The sequence below is a fragment of the Bacillus sp. FJAT-28004 genome, from assembly GCF_001280845.1.
Classification (GTDB): domain Bacteria; phylum Bacillota; class Bacilli; order Paenibacillales; family Paenibacillaceae; genus Pristimantibacillus.
Genome location: NZ_LGHP01000001.1, coordinates 3,618,579 through 3,636,218, shown reverse-complemented (window position 1 = coordinate 3,636,218; position 17,640 = coordinate 3,618,579). Strand labels below are relative to the sequence as shown.

Below are 17,640 nucleotides of genomic sequence, written 5' to 3'. Positions count from 1 at the left end.
ACTAAACCCTCTTTTCCTGTTCTAATTTATCCATACGATCCAATCCTTCTTGAATCGTTTCCAGCTTAGCACTATATTCCTTTATTCCGATTTCAATGCATATAAGATGTGCAGGCTGCATGCTGTCTTTATAAATGGCGTATTTCTCACGTAACTGATCCAATTGTGTTTGTGCGTGCACTTGAGCCTGCTTTAACCACGCAATGACCATGTCATTCCCTACATACTGGCCAAAAAATAGCCTCATTAGAAAATCTGACTTGATCGTATCCGATTCCATAGGGCTGTGCAGATATTCGTAAAATCGGCTTTTTCCAGCTTCCGTTATAGTAAACACATTTTTATTTGGCTTGCCCTCCTGAAGCACATTTTCCTTGGTGATCAATTCCTCCTTTTCCATCCGATGCAGCATCGGATAAATCGTTCCATAGCTTGAGCTATAGAAATAAGAGAAAATATCCTCGAATAATTGTTTAATTTCATAACCTGATAATGACCGTCTCATAAGTGTGCCTAAAATAACATCCTGGCTGTTCAAAGCAAATGTACCTCCTTGTCGTTCCACTAGAATAGATGGGTATAGATGCAAAAAATATCCATTTTTATATTTCGATTCATAATATATCACTCCGATATATATGATGTCAATATATGTTAATAAGAACATTTGGTAAATACAATAGGAAAGGGCTGTCATTGTTTTGGCGATAATCTACCTAACGGTAGGTTGAAAACATCCCGCTAACCTGCTATTCTAAAGAAAGTTCAAGTTGCAGGGGGAGTCATGATGAGTAAAAGCGAGGAAACATTGGCGTCCATCAAACAAGTTAGCTATCAATTATTTGCAGAGGTAGGTATTACGAAAACGACTTACTCGATGATCGCGAAAGCGGTGGGGATAGCTAAACCATCCATTTACTACTACTTCAAATCAAAAGAAGATCTAATTGCAGCTATTTTCGAAGACTTATGCAGCGCGATTGAATTCTCGACTTTTTTTGAGGTGGAGACATTTACAAAAGAAAATTTTGAGGAGAAGCTCATTGCATTTGGAACCCATATGATTGATGAGCAGGCTAAGGACCCGTATTATAATCGCGTGTTGCAGGAATACATGCTGATGGCAACAAGGTTACCCTTTTATCATGAAAAATTGCTTATGATTCAAAAAGGATATTTGCAAGGATTTGAAATGCTGATGGAGAAGGCAAGAAAATTTGGACTCGTTTCAGATCAGAACTTTGTCGCCAAAGCCCATGTACTTGCTTTAGTCCTTGATAATATCGGAAACTTTATGATGCTGGTTGAGCATGTCGATTACAAGCAGATCTGGGTAGAAGCTGTAAGCAGCGTTTTCAAAGGAAGTGATGCTCGTGGAAGCGAGTAGACGATTAATTGGGCTGGATTTTGCCCGTGCATGGGCACTGTTTGGCATGCTCATTGTCAATTTTATTGTGATTACAAATGCTGAGCATAATGGCCCTGCGTGGTTAATTACCGTTACTTCGTTATTTCAAGGACGTGCATCCGCTTTATTTGTGCTTCTTGCTGGAATAGGCATTTCACTTATGTCTAGGAAAGCTGCTGCTAGCCAGGATAAAACAAACATTATGGCGGTTCGTCAACTCATTTGGAAACGATCGCTATTCCTATTTATTATCGGATTGCTGTTGTATGTGATGGAATGGACAGGCGATATTTTACATTATTATGGTGTTTATTTGTTCATAGCGGCAGCGCTAATTACAGTAAAAGATAGGACCTTGTATGGGTTAGGTGCAGCAATCCTAATAACGGCACAATGCCTTCAGCTTATCTATGACACCTTTACAGGGTGGGGAGGTCCTGTACCGTTTATGAATTATGTTGATTTTTGGACACTGGACGGTTTTATTCGCAATTTATTTTTTAATGGCTATCATCCGGTATTCCCATGGTTTTGCTTTTTCATAGTGGGTTTGTTGCTAGGGCGAATAAACCTTAATAATAAGGCGCTTCGAAATAAACTGCTTATCATTGGAGCGGCTGTCACCATAACGATTGAGCTGCTGTCAAAAATATTAACTTATCTGTTTATCCCGAGTATGGGCAGTGAAGTCGCTGCTTTTCTGTTCAATACAGGTCCGATTTTGCCGAATATTTTGTACATTTTATCTGCAACAGGTTCTGCTATTGTCTTCTTGATCGTATGTCTGTACCTGACCGAAAAATATGATAGAGGCTGGTTTATAAATGCCATCGTTCATACAGGCCAGTTAACGTTGACTCATTATGTTAGTCATGTGGTGATCGGTATTGGTATTTTAATCGTACTAAATCGACTAGAAAACCAATCGTTGATATTTGCTTCCACCTACTCGGTATGTTTTTTCCTATTGAGCATCCTATTTAGTGTTTTGTGGCGGAAGAAATTTTCAAGGGGACCTATTGAACTGCTGATGCGGAAAATAACAGGATAATGGTGCGTAAATGAGAAAACCACTCCATTAGGAGTGGTTTTTTTATGGTCTGGTTAAGAGGTAGCCTTAGCGGCCTGACCTTTGGGATGACGCGGAGCAGCATAAGTGCTCGGACTGGATTTGCTCATCGCTTTCCTCTGCTGCACATTGTTTCGAACGAGTGCGAAGATGACGAGCAAGGTGCCGAAAAACTCATAAACGCTAATTTGATAACCTTGGAAAGCCATAATAACGAATGTCGTAATCGGAACGAAATTAATAAACAATATGCCGTTTAGCGGCGATAATAATTTGATCCCTGCATTCCAGCATAACAAGGCGGCGAGTCCCGGCAATAAGATCATGAAGGACATTTCGTACTTAATTGAAAGTATCGTTTCCCAAGTGGGCACGGGCAGCACACCAAAGGTGGATGCAAGCGTAACGATGACAAAAGATACGGCGCTGCCGAGCAAGCAGGTTAATGTGGAATAGCGGAGGATGGACCATTGTTTAAACTGGGTTCCACCCATGGAATAAATGACCCATCCGACAACCCCCGCAAAAATGAGCAGGAGCGGGAAAATATGTTGGCCAGCCATCATGAAGAAAGCTAATTTTCCGTTCGTAATAACAAGTAAAGCTCCGACAAGGGCGATGGCTACGCTTGTAAGCATATATTTTTTTGGCGCTGTTTTTTTAGTGACCCACAATACCATAATAGATATCATCGGCATAAGTACTTCCATTATCGAAGCAGCGACTGTTCCTGATTCACCCATCAGATGCTGCCCAAGGAAAACGGCCATATTATAGACTGTAAATGCCATCGTTCCATAAAATAACAGAGATTTACCTCTGCCCTCTAAGCGGAATGCGGATTTACCTTCTTTAATTAATAATAGTACGCTTAGAATGATCGCAACGACAAAATAACGAATAAACGAAAAATAAAAAGGATCAATTTGTTGTAATGCAACGTGGGCTACAGGAAACATAGCTCCCCACGACATACTTGCAATGAGGCAAAGTATGGATCCGATAATGACTTGTTTTTTAAGCACGAATGGACTCTCTCCCTAATAGAAATTCTGCCGATTTATTGTCTATAGCCAATGATAGGGGGTTGCAAGGCTATAGTAAAACGATTGAAAATAAAGTTTATCATCATTTATAATGATAGTTAAAATATATCGAATGGGAATCGAAATGCAGCGGAGGGGTCAAATTGGAATTTAAGGATTTGAAAATTTTTCAGACCGTTGCTGCACATGGCAGTATAAGCAAGGCAGCGCTCGAACTGAACTATGTGCAATCAAATGTAACAGCAAGAATTAAGCTGCTGGAGCAAGAGCTGGATACGCCATTATTTTATCGTCATAAGCGCGGGATGATTTTAAATACGGAAGGCAAACGCCTGCTCGAGCATTCGAGAGATATTTTGTCCAAAATGGAGGAAATGAAGCGTACCTTTCACAATAAATCAAACCCTTCCGGTGTCCTTGAAATCGGAATTGTGGAGACCGTAATCGCGCTTCCTCATATTTTATCCTCGTATTACAGCAAGTATCCGAATGTTGAATTATCGCTGAAAGCCGGAGTGACGGATCATTTGCTGCAAGAGGTTCTTGATATGAAGCTGGATGGCGCTTTTGTTACTGGACCAATCAGGCATCCATTAATTGAGCAGGTGGAGGTCATTCAAGAAAAGCTAGTGCTGGTTACCAAAGGAGATGCCTTTTCAATGGAGGACATCACGACAAAACCGCTCTTGCTCTACAATAAAGGCTGCGGTTACCGCGGGAGATTGGAAAGCTGGATGAAGGTAGAGGGTATTATCCCGAAACAAATTATGGAGTTTGGCACATTTGGGACGATTATTGGCAGTGTCGCAGCGGGTGTAGGCATAACGATTATTCCGGAATCATCGATCGTGGATTTAGCTGCTAACGGCATCGTCTACTGTCATAGTGTACCTGAGCCTTATCGTGATATTACGACTATTTTTATTCGGCGCAAGGATTCTTATTTAACGAGTACACTACAATGCTTTATCGACGAAATTATTGCAAGGACGAGTCAAGTGGAATCATGAAGCATGCCGACTGCAACTTGCAGTCGGCATTTTGTTATTCGATCCACTGTCTCGGCCCGATCGTGTGGAACCTTTCCGTTTGATCGGGATTCATAGCGTCTTGGATACGTTTATAAGTAAAATCACTGATTGGTCGAGGCAGATCATCTATGCTGCTGTACTGACAGGCTACGATCTCTGCATAACAAGGCTGTGGTTTTCGATTGTTGACTGCTTTGCAAATGAAAACAAAGTGATGCATATCATTGCTTGGATCGTAATATACACCTGTTAAGCGATCTACTGTAACTTCAAGCCCCGTTTCTTCAAATACCTCTCTTATGGCAGTGTCCTGTGCAGACTCGTTTTGTTCAGACAATCCACCTGGGATTTCCCAATTATATTTTCCATAGTTATGTTTCACCAGCAGAACACGATTTTCAGAATCTACGATAATAGCAGCAGCACCTATTGGTTTTTTTGACAATTAAAGTCCTCCTATTTATCTGTTAGAATGATGGCACCATCTATACGGAATGATATGGAAATAAGTTGCAGTGAAATATACAATGCTGCACCTATTCCGTAAGCAATAGCCTTATGTTCATCAAAAAAGCCTGCAGGCTTCACCCATTCGGTGGAGTTCTGCAGGCTTTTTATTTGGGTACTGCTTTTATAGTTATCGAGTTGCAGCCAAAATAATGCCGATTGCTTGCTTCGCTTTATTTTTAATCTGTTCAACTTGATTGAAGTCTATAGCCTGCGTGTAGATTTGCTCCCGCTCATCCTGTAGCGACTTGGCAAGAGCGAGCTGCTGAACCGATGTTTTGATTTGCGCAGCGTAACGGTTTTTGATCTCGGTAATGGTATCCGAGTAGGCTTCATCCGTTCCAGGCTTAATGCAGCTGTCATACATATCGATGATTTCATCACCTGTACGGTCGGGAAAATACTCATGCGGTGCTGTGCTGTCAAATATAGCGAAGCCAAGCTCACGAACGATGACCATATCCAAGCTGTTCGGATCGAAGCCGCAATGGTAAATCTCTACGTTGAATCCGCGTTCAACTCCAGCCGCGGCTATTTTTTTGAGCATGGTGGATTTGCCTGAACCAGCTCTGCCTTTAACCAAATACCTTTTTACCCCCTCGGTCAGATTTGGGACAAAATCGACCGAGCCCTTTGGCGTGGCGGCGCCCAAAAAACGGTGATCAACGCGGCTTTCCTTATCCAACCTGTTATCGCCATAAAATGTATCGATATACGATTCGGTCAGCTCATCGGCTGCTTGGAAATTCATGTTCTGAATATAAACGGTTTCCCAATCGTCATGAATACGAAGCGCCTCAGCAAAGCCAGCGTAAGCTCGTTCATACGCCTCAGTAATTTGTGCACTTAAAATTTCTATTTCTGGTGTTCGCGCATATAGTTGTTCTGCATCAGCTGCCTCACCGAAATGAATGTATTGAATGGCTGCACCTGACAAGGCTGGATCAATGGCGCGCGGCAACGTACCATCGACGATACCGAGCTGCAGCGAAGGCACGATCAGCCCATCAAGCAAGTCGTTGTCGAAGGGACAATGCAGCAGCCATATATCGTAGCCATCTCGCACCATATCGTCTGCGATTGATCGAATGAGGTTTGATCGCTCTGCAGCGGGTCCTTCTCTTAAAATAAATAAGCGCTGCAGATTTTGCAAAGACGAGTCGAACAGGCTGGTAAATCCGCGAGCTGTATTTCCATTCACATAGAAGTTTTTGATGATTCCAGTCATAACCGTCACACCTTCCTAGGCTAATGTCATGCTGCATACTCCATCGTATTATTTCCATGTTGAAATGGTGCTAGTATCCACTATCCTTTATTGTGCCTTTAAAGTAATAACGGTAAGCTCTGGTCGACAATTAAAACGAACCGGAATCCGGGTCATCCCTACTCCGCGTGTGGTATACACTTGCAAATTGCTATTTGGAACATGGTATAACCCGTTAGTATATTTGCTCCCATAGGGAGGTGTATATAATGCCCCTATAAATGGAATTCGTACTTGCCCGCCATGGCTATGGCCTGACAATTGCAGGTCGACCGGATAGCGGGTATATTCATCTGCAAAATCTGGTTCATGAGCAAGCAAAACGGTACAAGAACCGTCAGGGATGCCTTTTAAAGCTCGGTTGATATTGGGATTTCCAACCCATGGATCATCGACTCCGGCCATGTATATAGGCGTTTTACCTTTTGTTAACGCGACATTCTTGTTATCGAGTACATGGAACCCGGCTTGTGCTAGCCCATTTGTAACAGCTCTCCGATTGCCGAAGGCATCGTGGTTGCCCAGTACGGCAAATTGCCCAAAGGGTGCCCGAAGCTTAGAGAGAAAGGCTATCGCTTCTGGAATAAATGCTGTTGAATGATCAAGCAAATCACCAGTAAAGCAAATAACATCTGGTTTTACTTGCCGGATCTGCTCTACCAGCTCTGACAAATGTTCGGGATTAGAATGGAAGCCTAAATGCAGATCGCTAAAATGAACGATTCGAAAGGAGTTGTAGGAGGCGGGCAGCTTCGGAAGCTTAACCTCTACATGCTTAACTTCAATCCAATACGGCTCAATTAGGCGTGAATACACACCGGATAAGCTAGCGGCCCCCATTAGTCCCAATGTTAGTTGCATGCTCTTCTTCAAGAAAGTCCGTCTGCTCATAGGTGCTGAAGATGGTCGCATATTACCCCCAATTTCACTCTCTGTATGATTTCTTTAAATAAAGCTCCGAGCTATAAGAGCAATCATAGTATCTTTTTGTTACGTCAATGTGACAAAAAAATAAGACCCCGCAACATGACTGTCGCAGCGCCTTTAATTCGCATCCGTATTTACTGGCAACGAGAAATAAAATGTTATTTCCTCGTTTTGAATATGAAAGCCAAACATTGATTCATGCTTCTGCAAAATCGTTCTCGCAATCGATAAGCCTAAGCCTGTTCCGCTTAACTGTTTATTCCGTGAGCTCTCCATGACGTAAAACGGTTCCCATATATGATCCCACTGCCGCTGTTCATCATTTTCTACACCGTTGTTGATCGAGAAATATAACTGTTCTTCTCTATTATCGACTGCTATGCGGATCTGTTGATTCGTTGAATACTTCATTGCATTGGAAATAAAATTGTTTAGTACCATCTCTATTTTCTGCTCGTCAGCTAATACATGGGATTGGCCGAGCAAGCTGTCATCTACAGAAAGTGAAATTCCCTGCTGTTGAATGGAAATGCGATATTTCTGTAAGGTTCGATGGAGCAGCTGTTTGAAATCAAAGGCGCTCATTCGATACAGATCGGTTTGCAGCTTGGAGAGCTCGAGCAGCTTATTGACCAAGATCGCAATGTCATCGGTTTGCTGCTGTATAACATCAATATAAGTACCGTCGTCCATACCATCCTTTATCCCGGATGAGTAGGCTTTGATCAAGGAAAGCGGGGTTTTCAGCTCATGTGATATGTTTGCAATAAACTGTCGCAAGTTATCATTTTTGGCTTCCAACTCATGATGTGCATGCTCTAATTTATCACTCATTGTATTGATGCTTTTTGCTAGCGATTCAATTTCATCGTTGGTACGGATATGAACTTTGGTAAACGATAAATTTGAAATGCCTTCTGCTGCTTCTTGTATTTTGGCAAGTGGACGAACGATGCTTCTCGTAAAAAGCGCTGACAGCATAATTAGCAGCAGCAGCTCGCCTGCATAAATATAGAGGTTAAATTGATTGACGATGGTGAGCGTTTCAGTCGAGTGTGAAATGGATTCACCTACTACAAAAATCATCTCGTCTTTTTTCATGAAGGTAACAAGAAAGCTTGATTTCAGTTTTTGCTGATTATAAATTTTTCTAACCATGATATTTTCGTTAAGCTTATCGATGCTTTCTTTCGTAATCCAGAACTTGCTTAGCGTAATGCCTTTTTTGTTTAAACGATCTATAATCGTACCGTTTAGCTCATTTATATTATTATGGTTAGGTGTATTTACGATGGTAACATCATGCTCATTCTCCAGAGCCTCTGCACTTTGCAATAGCTGCTCCGTATCCATCTTATCGATCTGCTCGGTTAGAGCAGCAAGGGCATGCTTTTTTTGATACAAAAGATATTTGGGCAAGAAAAATGAATTCATGACAAACGAGAAAATAACGACTATACAAAACACGAATAAAATTCGCACAATCAACTTTTTATTTAGTTTATTCATGCGGTTGTTCCAAGCTGTAGCCCATTCCTCTATGGGTTTTGATCAAATGATCCCCGATTTTTGCTCTTAGCCTGCGGATATGCGTATCAACTGTTCGTTCTTCGCCAAAGTAGTCGAATCCCCAAATACGATCGAGCAAAGCTTTCCGTGTGATAATAATCCCTCTGTTTTCAATAAAATATTTCATTAAATGAAACTCTTTATTCGTAGCTTGCAAGTCTGTTTCATCCTTGAAAATTTTTTGACTATCGATATCTATTTTTATATTTCCTATCGTAATTTGATGATCCATATGAAGCAGCTTTTTCACTCGTAAAATCAATATACGCGGGTCAAACGGCTTGCTGACATACTCATCCGCACCTGATTGCAAGGCGATGAGCTCATCCTCGTCTTCACCTTTTGCCGTTAACATCAATACCTTCGTTTTGCTTTGTTTTTTGATCTCTTTACAGACTTGAATGCCATTCACCTTAGGCATCATCCAGTCTAACACGGCAATATGAATATTGTTCGAGTAGAAAATTTGCAGCGCTTCTTCACCGTCCTGTGCTAGGAAGGTATGGAAGGCTTCTTTTTCAAAATACGCATTTAAAATTTTGAGCATAAAAGGCTCATCATCGGCGATTAATATATTCATAAAGCGCTCCTTCCAAGCAAATATGAAAGATAGAATACGTAAGGGATATCATACCTATTATTAGAATAAACTGCACATCTTGTTTTCGTTTCATACCAGCGGCAGCTCTGGTCATGAAGTTGTAAGCAAACCATAACTAAAGACGACTACGACAACGATGAAAAATAAGACGACCAAATAAGCAGCTATTTTCATCTCATCAAAAACCTGATCTGTTCATTAGCTGATCTCGGTTGCCGGCTTCCTTAATCAGCTCCATGATCTTAGGGGCACCTTCGCCATTTTCTTGGGTATTCATATTATCGGCATAAATAGATCGATTCTCAAAGAGATGCCCAATTGCCTTAATAAAGCTTTGAGCGGTCATTTGCTCTTGAAGCAGCAGCTCGGCAAAGCCGGCCTGCTCAAAATATTGTGCATTCATAAGCTGTCCACTACGGCTTCCACCTCTCGTATGCGGGATAAGCAGCATTGGCTTCTGCAGTGCAAGCAGCTCCATGATGGAGTTTGAACCTGCACGAGAAACGACAACATCCGCTATCGCTAGTAGATCCGCAAGCTCTCCGCTGACAAATTCAAATGCCTTATAGCCAGGCATGGAGAGGGTGTGATCAACCTTGCCTTTGCCGCAAATATGAACCATTTGAAAGGTATTTAGCAGCTCATGCCTGGTCGTTTTGACCATTTGGTTGATGCTGTCCGCCCCTAGGCTGCCGCCCATTATAAGAAGAACTGGCTTCTCGGAAGTAAACCCGCAGGCATTTAATGCGCGCTGAATGTTTTCTGACTTCAAATTTTTCTGCAAGATAGGTCCCGTATAAACAGCTTTTGAATCAGGAAGATTTGCTGCTGTTTCCTTGAAGGCGGTACATATCGTTGCAGCAAAGGGATAGGAGATTTTATTAGCTAATCCCATGTTCAGGTCCGGTTCATATATAACGATAGGCACCTTATTAAGCCTCGCTCCAAGCACGACCGGCACTGCAACGAAGCCGCCTTTTGAAAAAATGACATGTGGCTTTAATTTTTTAATAAGCCGGTAAGCTTGGAAAATTCCGCGAACAACTCGAAATACGTCGATTACATTTTCCCAAGCCAGATAACGTCTTAGCTTACCGGTAGAAATAGGATGGTAAGTCACCACTTTGTAGTCAGAGACCAGCTTTCTCTCGATGCCTTGCTCTGACCCGATATAATGGATGTCCCAATTCTCTTCTTCACATTTAGGTATCAGTACAAGATTTCCTGATACATGGCCTGCAGTGCCTCCTCCAGTCAATACGATTGTGTTTTTCATGCCAAGAAACCACCTTTATGCAGCATTTCTTTTATTTCCGGTTTGCTCATCAATAAATGATCAGAATGGTAATGATCGAAATGCACAGGATTGCTGGCGGCATAGGTTTCTTGTAATCCAGCTATAGGGAAAGGAGGCAATATGACATAATAGTCATCATCCAAATGAATGGAAGTGGTGCTTTCAAATTCAGAAATAAGCGATTCACACATACTCTCACCAAGGCGAGCGCCTGTTTCAAGGATCTGGATTTCTGATGTCGCCAGCTCCTCAATTAACACCTCTGCAAGGTCCTGAATACGGCATCCTTGCATTCTCATCACATAAACCTCACCACCGCTGCTTTCATCCGTCGCTTTGAGCAGCAAAGCCACGGCTTCTTCCAATGCTAAGAAAAAACGGGTCATTCTTTTATCTGTAAGGTTGATGTGCAATCCTTGCTCAATTTGTTGCCTGAAAATAGGTAGCACGCTGCCTGTCGATCCGAGAACATTGCCGCTGCGCACACATACAAATTTCGTCTTGCCCTCTCTTAAATTGGCATGGACAATGAGCTTCTCACCTATTGCTTTGGTCATTCCGTAGGTACTCGATGGGTGGGAGGCTTTATCGGTTGATACATAAATAACCTTCTCCACTTTGTTTTTAATTGCGGCCTGAATGACATTTTGAGTGCCTATAACATTCGTTTTCATGGCACTGTCCGGCTGCTGCTCGCAGATCGGAACATGCTTTAAGGCAGCTAAATGATAAATATAATCCGCCTGCTGGCAGGCCTGCATTATTTCGTATTTATCGCGTATATCTCCAATGATGAAGGTTAACTTCGGATGATGATGAAATTCGTGCTGCATTTCGACTTGAAGCGCTTCGTTTCGGGAAAAAATACGGATTTCCTTAGGCTCCCTCTCTAACAGTCTCTTTACGAGCTCTCGGCCCCAAGAGCCTGTTCCTCCGGTAACGACGATTGTTTTATTTTTCAAAGCTGGTTCCTCCCGTTAATCTGTACGATTTATAGGATCAAGCATAAAGTTTGAATGTTACGCCAATATGGCAAAATGCATTCTCGGGAGTTAGGAACTGTTAGTGATTCTATTTACAAAAAAAATAAGCCCCGATAATGAGAGCTCATGATAAATGGGGATATCCTTATTTTTTGGTATATCCATGATAAACGATGCTTGCAATCAGAATGCCCAACATAAACCCTGAAATAGGAGAAACAACGGTTATGCCAATATAGTTGGTGCTGGATGTGAAGATAAGCTTTAATGCTAAGGTCATGAATGTACAAAATAAAACAATGGCCCAATATACGATTTTGAGCTTTTTGGCTACGCCAGTATAAGTAGAGCTCACCTTAACTTTATTAAAAAAGTGGTAAAACAGCAGAGCTTCTATAATTAGCCCGATGATCGATAAGGAACGCTGAAACCATTTGTATAGAGGTATGCCAGCTACCGTTTCACGAAGAACGGTGAATGTCGTAACGAACATCCCTGAATAATGCGTGCAGGCATCGATTAAAATGTGCGAGTAGAAGCCAATGATGATCGAAACGAGAAAGACTAACCAGCTTTGTATCGTGTTTAGCTTCCAATCGCTAACGAGGCTGTATACTTTATGGTCTAGATTGCCTAGTGCAGGCAAGTTTTTGGCTAAGGGGATTTTTACAACATAATGAAACAAATAAGCGAGTATGATGCTCATTGGTATCGCTTGATAGATCAACCCGCTAAATGTATGGCCGATCGTTTGATAGGGCTGCAGCGCAATGAAATATTCAAAGTCGGGAGACATGCTTCCAAGACATAGTCCAGTTAAGCTAAAGTAAGCTGGCTTTACTGATTTTAATGGAGCTATGTAAAGGGGATGAGCAAAAGTAAAAGGCAATTTGACACCTCCAAAATAGTCTAGTTACGGATATGATGATAGCTATTATGTACAGATCGATTGCTTTATTGGGCTTACGAGTTGAAACCATTTCATAGGAAGACGGTACTTTTGTAAGAAATGTTACATTTAAGCTGAGGCAAGGACATTAACGTAATAATTGGGCGCTTTCCCCCCTTGTTTTAATGAGGTAATTTTGGGACAATAATAAGCAGATTGTTTGTTTCGGCCTACTAGCTAGAATAGGACTGCTTGCTGCAGTTTTGAAAAGAGGATCAGTTATGAATAAAGCATCTATATATGGTTTAACGTTTGATCAGTTGACGGAATGGCTGAAAGAACGAGAGTATACAAAGTTTCGGGCGTCACAGGTATGGGATTGGCTTTACCGGAAGCGTGTAACGGCTTTCTCCGATATGCTTGATGTGAAAGAAGAGATTATCCAGCTTCTGTCTGAACATTTTGTCATTCAAACGCTTAGTGAGCATACGAGGCAGGAGTCAGCGGACGGAACGAATAAATTTTTGTTCAAGCTGCATGATGGCAATTTAATTGAGACAGTACTGATGAGACATAAATTCGGTTTATCCGTCTGTGTTACGACACAAGTAGGCTGTAACATTGGCTGCAGCTTCTGTGCGAGCGGTCTGCTTGCCAAGAGCCGCGATTTAACGAGCGGTGAGATTGTGGAGCAGATTATGAAGGTACAGCTTCATTTGGATCAAGCGCAGCAGGACGAGCATGTGAGCCACGTTGTCGTGATGGGGATCGGAGAGCCATTCGATAACTTCAAGAACCTGACGGACTTTATCGGCGTTATCAAGAGCCAGAAGGGGCTTGCAATCGCAGCTAGACATATTACGGTATCGACGAGCGGCTTAGCGAACAAAATCGTTGAATTCGCTGACTCGGATTTGCAGGTTAATCTTGCGGTTTCCTTGCATGCGCCGAATAATGAGCTGAGAACGCGTATTATGAAAATAAACCGTGCGATTCCGATCGAGAAATTGATGGAATCCATCGATTATTATTTGGAGAAAACGAATCGGAGAATTACACTGGAATATATATTGCTGAAGGATGTTAATGATCAAAAAGAGCACGCTCTAGAGCTAGCTCAGCTCATTGGTCACCGAGGCAATCTGGCCAACGTCAATCTCATTCCGTACAATCCAGTCGATGAGCATAGCCAATATCAAAGAACGGATCGGGAAACGGTGCGGGCGTTCTACGATACGCTGAAGAAACAAGGGATTAGCTGCAGTGTTCGCCTTGAGCATGGCACGGATATTGATGCTGCATGCGGCCAGCTGCGAAGCAAACAGATCAAAAAAACCAAAGAGCAGATATTGGGTCAAGAAAGTTCAGTCGTTTGATCCCACTGGAAGCGTATCATACGTTTTTAATCGCTGCTTTTAAAAGATAATCATGTGAAACATATGAGAACACCTTCTAAAAGAGGTGTTCTTTTTATCGTTTTATATAGCCATTTTTTCTGATTATTTACAATTTCGGATAAGATGGACATACTACAGTCATATATTTTTAGATAAGAAGGGTGTATGCATATGAAGAAGAGGGCATTGGATTTATTGATGATTATGATCGGAGCACTTATTTTTGCATTAGCAATCAACTTATTTGTTATTCCGAACGAGTTTGGTGAAGGCGGTGTTACCGGGATAACGATTATTTTATATTATGTATTTGGATGGGCGCCATGGCTGATGAGCTTAATTTTCAACTCCTTCTTGCTCATTGTCGGTTATCGTTTTCTGGATAAGCAGACGGTCATTTATACGATTGCAGCGGTACTTTTTCACTCTCTATTTCTCCATTTAACAGCTGACTGGAGTATTCAATCTGACGAATTAATCGTAAACGCTGTGTTCGGCGGGTTGTTTGGCGGAGCAGGAATCGGGCTAATTATCCGCGTTGGAGGCACAACCGCCGGAACGACGATATTGGCGCGTATTGCGAATAAGTATTTAGATTGGAACATTAGCTACGCGCTGTTGTTTTTTGACTTAATTGTCGCGTTCTCTTCTTATTTCATTATCGGTGCCGAGGCGCTGATGCTTACCATTGTGATGCTGTATATCGGTACAAAGGTGATGGACTTCATCATTGAAGGGGTTAATCCGAAAAAAGCGGTCACCATTATATCCAAGGAGCAGGGCAAGATTGCCGAGCAGGTTAATGTGGTGATGGACAGAGGGGTTACCGTTATTTATGGGCGCGGTCACTATACGAACACGCCGCAGGAAATTTTATATATCGTCATTAGCAAGCAGGAACTAAGTCAGTTGAAAAAAATTGTGAAGGCATGCGACAAAAATGCATTTATTACGATTCATGATGTGCGTGACGTGTTTGGTGAAGGTTTTATTGATATTTCAAAATGATGACAGCAACTGGGATTAAAAAGAAGGTCGTGGAATTTCGCTTATTTTCGGGATTTAGAGTAAAATTAAAACAAGATAGCAGATAGGAGTTGTTAAGATGTCGAAAGATGAAGTGATTTTGACCCAAGAAGGCTTAGAGCAGCTGCAAGCCGAGTTGGATGATCTTAAATATGTGAAGCGCAAAGAATTGGCTGCACGGATAAAATTGGCGATCAGTTATGGCGACTTAAAGGAAAACAGCGAATATCACTCAGCCAAAAATGATCAGTCCTTTATGGAAACAAGAATTCTTATTTTAGATAAAATGCTGAAGAAGGCTCGCGTGATCGAAGCAAAGAGCTTAGACCTATCCAAAGTAAGCATCGGTTTAACCGTCATTTTAAACGATATCGAATTTTCCGAGAAGATCGAATATAAAATCGTAGGTACAGAGGAAGCAGATGTAGCTGATAATAAAATTTCCTACGAGAGCCCGCTAGGCAAAGAACTGCTCGGTCAGACGGTAGGCAGCATCATTAACGTAAGTGCTCCTATGGGTGTTATTAAATACGAGCTTCTTGAAATAAGAGCGTAAATAATTATCCCAATGACGATTGCAGCAAAGCTAATCCGCCTCAAGCGGGTTAGCTTTTTTTGACGAAAAAGGGCAGAGACGACAGCATCGTTAAAGAACCGATCGATACAAACATATTACGACATAAACAGATGAGAAAAGATTAATGGGCTTTGGGACTATAGCTTGATGTAAACTAATACTTTGTATGGCAAAGTATTACCATGACAGTTGCAGCAAAAAAACATGACCGATGGAAGCTAGATATGTTTCCTAAAACCTTTTCTAGGAGGAAAGCCATTATGAATTATCATTTCTTTGTAGGCAACGATAACGGAAACAGTGAGCATGATCTTATTATTGATGGCAAGCTGGTTCAGCAGCCTAATGTAAATTGTACGGTGGACGAGCTTCCATGGAGCGAGGAGCAAACTCCGGAGAGCTTTATTAAGAACTTGCAGGATCAACTGGTTGTAACGATTGATTCGCCTTCAGCAAGACCAGGAATGTACTATGTTGGGAAGTTCGCTCTGGAGAGCGGAGAAGTTTTGGACAATCTACAAATCGGAATCGACCTGAAGAGCGATATGGATTTACCAGTCATTAACACGCTTGCTCAAATTGCGGCGATGGCGGTTCAGAAAGCGTACGAGGAAGAGAAAAAGATACCTGTACAAATTGATGTGGAGGTAGACATGGCAACGGCGCTTCCCGTTACGCAGCATACGGATGAGACTTCCGCTAAGTTCGAGAAACGTTTTACCTCTGGTTTGCATCATGTGACGGTTCATTTGGGCATGCAGCGCGTAGCCGTAAAAATCGTATTCCCGTTTGCGAAGGTGGTTCCAGAGGCAACGCCCGTTATTTTCACGCTGCAGAAGGATACAGCAGGCGGTTGGAGAGAGGGCGAAATTTTTGGAGATTTCCTTGAATCTTATGAAGTAGATAAGAAATTCAACGGCAGTTATTTCAAAGACAAACGCATTCTTCATGTCGATATCGGAGATGGATCTACAGAGTATCCGATTACGGAGGGCAATAAATTTTTGCGTCAATTCGTGCACGGCAGCCATCATGGCGCCGGTTATGCGATTGAAGAAGCGCTGCAGGAGTTTAATCGTCTTATTCATTTGGCGGATAGCCCGCGTCAGTTTTTTAGCGATGTCATTAAAAACCCTAATCATAAGTACCACGCACGAGCGCTCAAGACACTCAGAAGACCGCTCGAGAGCCAGGTTAGACAAATTGTGCAGCATGTCAAAAAACAGCTGACCAAAGCACGCAATGAGATCGATCTGATTTGCGTATATGGCGGCGGAAGCATACTTATGCGCTCGATACTCTATGGACAACTGAAAGAACTGTGCACGGAAAGAGAAATGCAGCTGCTGTATATTCCTGCCGAGTACGCGGTGCAGTTGAATGCAATGGGTCTTGACGCATTCGTGCGTGGCAAAATCTATGAGGCTCTGAAAAATAAAGCGGTTCAGCCCGTACCAGCAGGCTGAGGTATAATCTAACGGATTTTGGTAGGTGACAGGTATGAAAAAAACAAAACTGCCCGGTGAAAATATTAGCTTGAAAACAAAAAAATCAGAAGATCCACTCATTATGCTTTGGTTGAATTCACAATCGAACCTAATGGATTCTCTTCGATATTTGGTTGAAAATGAGGTCGCCGTAAACGGCGTTCGGAATTTACAGGCCTTTGTTCCGATGGAGAGGAATAGATTGCAAAGTAATTCGACCTTGCAGCAAGAGAGTGAATCACGTCCTCCATTGACGGGTGCGCAGCAAGTGGCAGCAGCGATAGTTGAAGTTAGTGCAGCTGCCAATGACCCCATTCCTAACCACAAATCTGCTCCGGTCGCAGAGGAAGAAATTGATGACGAAGATATTGAAGCATGGAGCTAACAACTGCAAATTGTAATACGGGGTAATTCATTATCATACTTAATATGACTAAGTAATGCGAGGTATTACCGAGTGTTACAAAACACCACCAAGAAATCCTTTATCATTCTTGGTGGTGTTTTTTATGTGAAAACATCTCTTTAAGTCTAGTAACCATTGTATGTTGGATAATGG

At 42.0% G+C, this 17,640-nt stretch carries 18 protein-coding genes; 8 read left to right on the top strand and 10 right to left on the bottom strand.

Annotated features, from left to right (window positions below; all coding sequences use genetic code 11):
- Position 1 precedes the first annotated feature (1 nt).
- Entirely contained in the window at positions 2–538 is a 537-nt protein-coding gene (locus tag AC787_RS15795; protein WP_054025656.1) for a PadR family transcriptional regulator, read from the bottom strand.
- Positions 539–787: 249 nt separating this feature from the next.
- Here AC787_RS15795 and AC787_RS15790 point away from each other — a divergent pair, with 249 nt between their 5' ends.
- Together AC787_RS15790 and AC787_RS15785 are read left to right on the top strand one after the other, a co-directional pair.
- Positions 788–1,387 (top strand): TetR/AcrR family transcriptional regulator, encoded by a 600-nt coding sequence (locus AC787_RS15790; RefSeq protein WP_054025655.1) that lies wholly within the window; start codon positions 788–790, stop codon positions 1,385–1,387.
- Positions 1,374–2,459 (top strand): DUF418 domain-containing protein, encoded by a 1,086-nt coding sequence (locus AC787_RS15785; RefSeq protein ID WP_152970641.1) that lies wholly within the window; start codon positions 1,374–1,376, stop codon positions 2,457–2,459. Before AC787_RS15790 ends, AC787_RS15785 begins: the two co-directional genes overlap by 14 nt.
- Positions 2,460–2,512: 53 nt before the next feature.
- Here the strand turns inward: AC787_RS15785 and AC787_RS15780 are convergent, their stop codons facing one another.
- Positions 2,513–3,502 carry a DMT family transporter gene (locus AC787_RS15780; RefSeq protein WP_082360791.1) on the bottom strand — a complete coding sequence of 330 codons (990 nt, stop codon included), beginning with the start codon at positions 3,500–3,502 and terminating at the stop codon, positions 2,513–2,515.
- Positions 3,503–3,666: 164 nt separating this feature from the next.
- On the opposite strand from AC787_RS15780, the gene AC787_RS15775 reads away from it, so the two are divergent.
- Positions 3,667–4,533: a LysR family transcriptional regulator gene (locus tag AC787_RS15775; RefSeq protein WP_054025653.1), complete on the top strand. Its 867-nt coding sequence runs from the start codon at positions 3,667–3,669 to the stop codon at positions 4,531–4,533.
- Positions 4,534–4,567: 34 nt separating this feature from the next.
- On the opposite strand, the gene AC787_RS15770 is transcribed toward AC787_RS15775, so the two are convergent.
- The 8 genes from AC787_RS15770 to AC787_RS15735 form a co-directional block, all read right to left on the bottom strand.
- A complete protein-coding gene (locus AC787_RS15770) occupies positions 4,568–4,999 on the bottom strand; it encodes an NUDIX hydrolase (RefSeq protein WP_054025652.1) in 432 nt (143 codons plus the stop codon).
- A 192-nt stretch (positions 5,000–5,191) separates the two neighbouring features.
- Positions 5,192–6,289 carry a PRK06851 family protein gene (locus tag AC787_RS15765; protein WP_054025651.1) on the bottom strand — a complete coding sequence of 366 codons (1,098 nt, stop codon included), beginning with the start codon at positions 6,287–6,289 and terminating at the stop codon, positions 5,192–5,194.
- A gap of 87 nt (positions 6,290–6,376) precedes the next feature.
- Complete coding sequence (locus AC787_RS15760; RefSeq protein ID WP_235560989.1) at positions 6,377–7,201, bottom strand: metallophosphoesterase; 825 nt, start codon at positions 7,199–7,201, stop codon at positions 6,377–6,379.
- A 171-nt stretch (positions 7,202–7,372) separates the two neighbouring features.
- On the bottom strand, positions 7,373–8,764 hold the full coding sequence (locus AC787_RS15755) for a sensor histidine kinase (RefSeq protein WP_054025649.1): 1,392 nt from the start codon (positions 8,762–8,764) through the stop codon (positions 7,373–7,375).
- Entirely contained in the window at positions 8,757–9,404 is a 648-nt protein-coding gene (locus AC787_RS15750; protein ID WP_054025648.1) for a response regulator transcription factor, read from the bottom strand. Before AC787_RS15750 ends, AC787_RS15755 begins: the two co-directional genes overlap by 8 nt.
- Positions 9,405–9,603: 199 nt before the next feature.
- A complete protein-coding gene (locus tag AC787_RS15745; protein ID WP_054025647.1) occupies positions 9,604–10,701 on the bottom strand; it encodes an undecaprenyldiphospho-muramoylpentapeptide beta-N-acetylglucosaminyltransferase in 1,098 nt (365 codons plus the stop codon).
- On the bottom strand, positions 10,698–11,684 hold the full coding sequence (locus AC787_RS15740; RefSeq protein WP_054025646.1) for an SDR family NAD(P)-dependent oxidoreductase: 987 nt from the start codon (positions 11,682–11,684) through the stop codon (positions 10,698–10,700). The genes AC787_RS15745 and AC787_RS15740 overlap by 4 nt, the downstream gene beginning before the upstream one ends.
- 166 nt (positions 11,685–11,850) lie before the next feature.
- Positions 11,851–12,594 carry a DUF4184 family protein gene (locus AC787_RS15735; protein ID WP_054025645.1) on the bottom strand — a complete coding sequence of 248 codons (744 nt, stop codon included), beginning with the start codon at positions 12,592–12,594 and terminating at the stop codon, positions 11,851–11,853.
- A 281-nt stretch (positions 12,595–12,875) separates the two neighbouring features.
- On the opposite strand from AC787_RS15735, the gene rlmN reads away from it, so the two are divergent.
- From rlmN to AC787_RS15710, 5 genes are all read left to right on the top strand, one after another.
- A complete protein-coding gene (gene rlmN / locus AC787_RS15730) occupies positions 12,876–13,970 on the top strand; it encodes a 23S rRNA (adenine(2503)-C(2))-methyltransferase RlmN (RefSeq protein ID WP_054025644.1) in 1,095 nt (364 codons plus the stop codon).
- A 192-nt stretch (positions 13,971–14,162) separates the two neighbouring features.
- On the top strand, positions 14,163–14,999 hold the full coding sequence (locus tag AC787_RS15725; protein WP_054025643.1) for a YitT family protein: 837 nt from the start codon (positions 14,163–14,165) through the stop codon (positions 14,997–14,999).
- A 97-nt stretch (positions 15,000–15,096) separates the two neighbouring features.
- Positions 15,097–15,573 carry a transcription elongation factor GreA gene (gene greA, locus AC787_RS15720; RefSeq protein WP_054025642.1) on the top strand — a complete coding sequence of 159 codons (477 nt, stop codon included), beginning with the start codon at positions 15,097–15,099 and terminating at the stop codon, positions 15,571–15,573.
- A 281-nt stretch (positions 15,574–15,854) separates the two neighbouring features.
- On the top strand, positions 15,855–17,060 hold the full coding sequence (locus tag AC787_RS15715) for a ParM/StbA family protein (protein ID WP_054025641.1): 1,206 nt from the start codon (positions 15,855–15,857) through the stop codon (positions 17,058–17,060).
- Between the two features lie 34 nt (positions 17,061–17,094).
- Positions 17,095–17,466, top strand: coding sequence for a hypothetical protein (locus tag AC787_RS15710; protein WP_054025640.1), 372 nt, complete (start codon positions 17,095–17,097; stop codon positions 17,464–17,466).
- The last annotated feature ends 174 nt before the right edge of the window (positions 17,467–17,640 follow it).

Bases quoted from the DNA above. Each gene is read 5' to 3' on its own strand.
- AC787_RS15790 (WP_054025655.1), top strand. From the start codon at position 788: ATGAGTAAAAGCGAGGAAACATTGGCGTCCATCAAACAAGTTAGCTAT.
- AC787_RS15765 (WP_054025651.1), bottom strand. From the start codon at position 6,289: ATGACTGGAATCATCAAAAACTTCTATGTGAATGGAAATACAGCTCGC.
- AC787_RS15755 (WP_054025649.1), bottom strand. From the start codon at position 8,764: ATGAATAAACTAAATAAAAAGTTGATTGTGCGAATTTTATTCGTGTTT.
- AC787_RS15750 (WP_054025648.1), bottom strand. From the start codon at position 9,404: ATGAATATATTAATCGCCGATGATGAGCCTTTTATGCTCAAAATTTTA.
- AC787_RS15745 (WP_054025647.1), bottom strand. From the start codon at position 10,701: ATGAAAAACACAATCGTATTGACTGGAGGAGGCACTGCAGGCCATGTA.
- rlmN (WP_054025644.1), top strand. From the start codon at position 12,876: ATGAATAAAGCATCTATATATGGTTTAACGTTTGATCAGTTGACGGAA.
- AC787_RS15725 (WP_054025643.1), top strand. From the start codon at position 14,163: ATGAAGAAGAGGGCATTGGATTTATTGATGATTATGATCGGAGCACTT.
- greA (WP_054025642.1), top strand. From the start codon at position 15,097: ATGTCGAAAGATGAAGTGATTTTGACCCAAGAAGGCTTAGAGCAGCTG.
- AC787_RS15715 (WP_054025641.1), top strand. From the start codon at position 15,855: ATGAATTATCATTTCTTTGTAGGCAACGATAACGGAAACAGTGAGCAT.
- AC787_RS15710 (WP_054025640.1), top strand. From the start codon at position 17,095: ATGAAAAAAACAAAACTGCCCGGTGAAAATATTAGCTTGAAAACAAAA.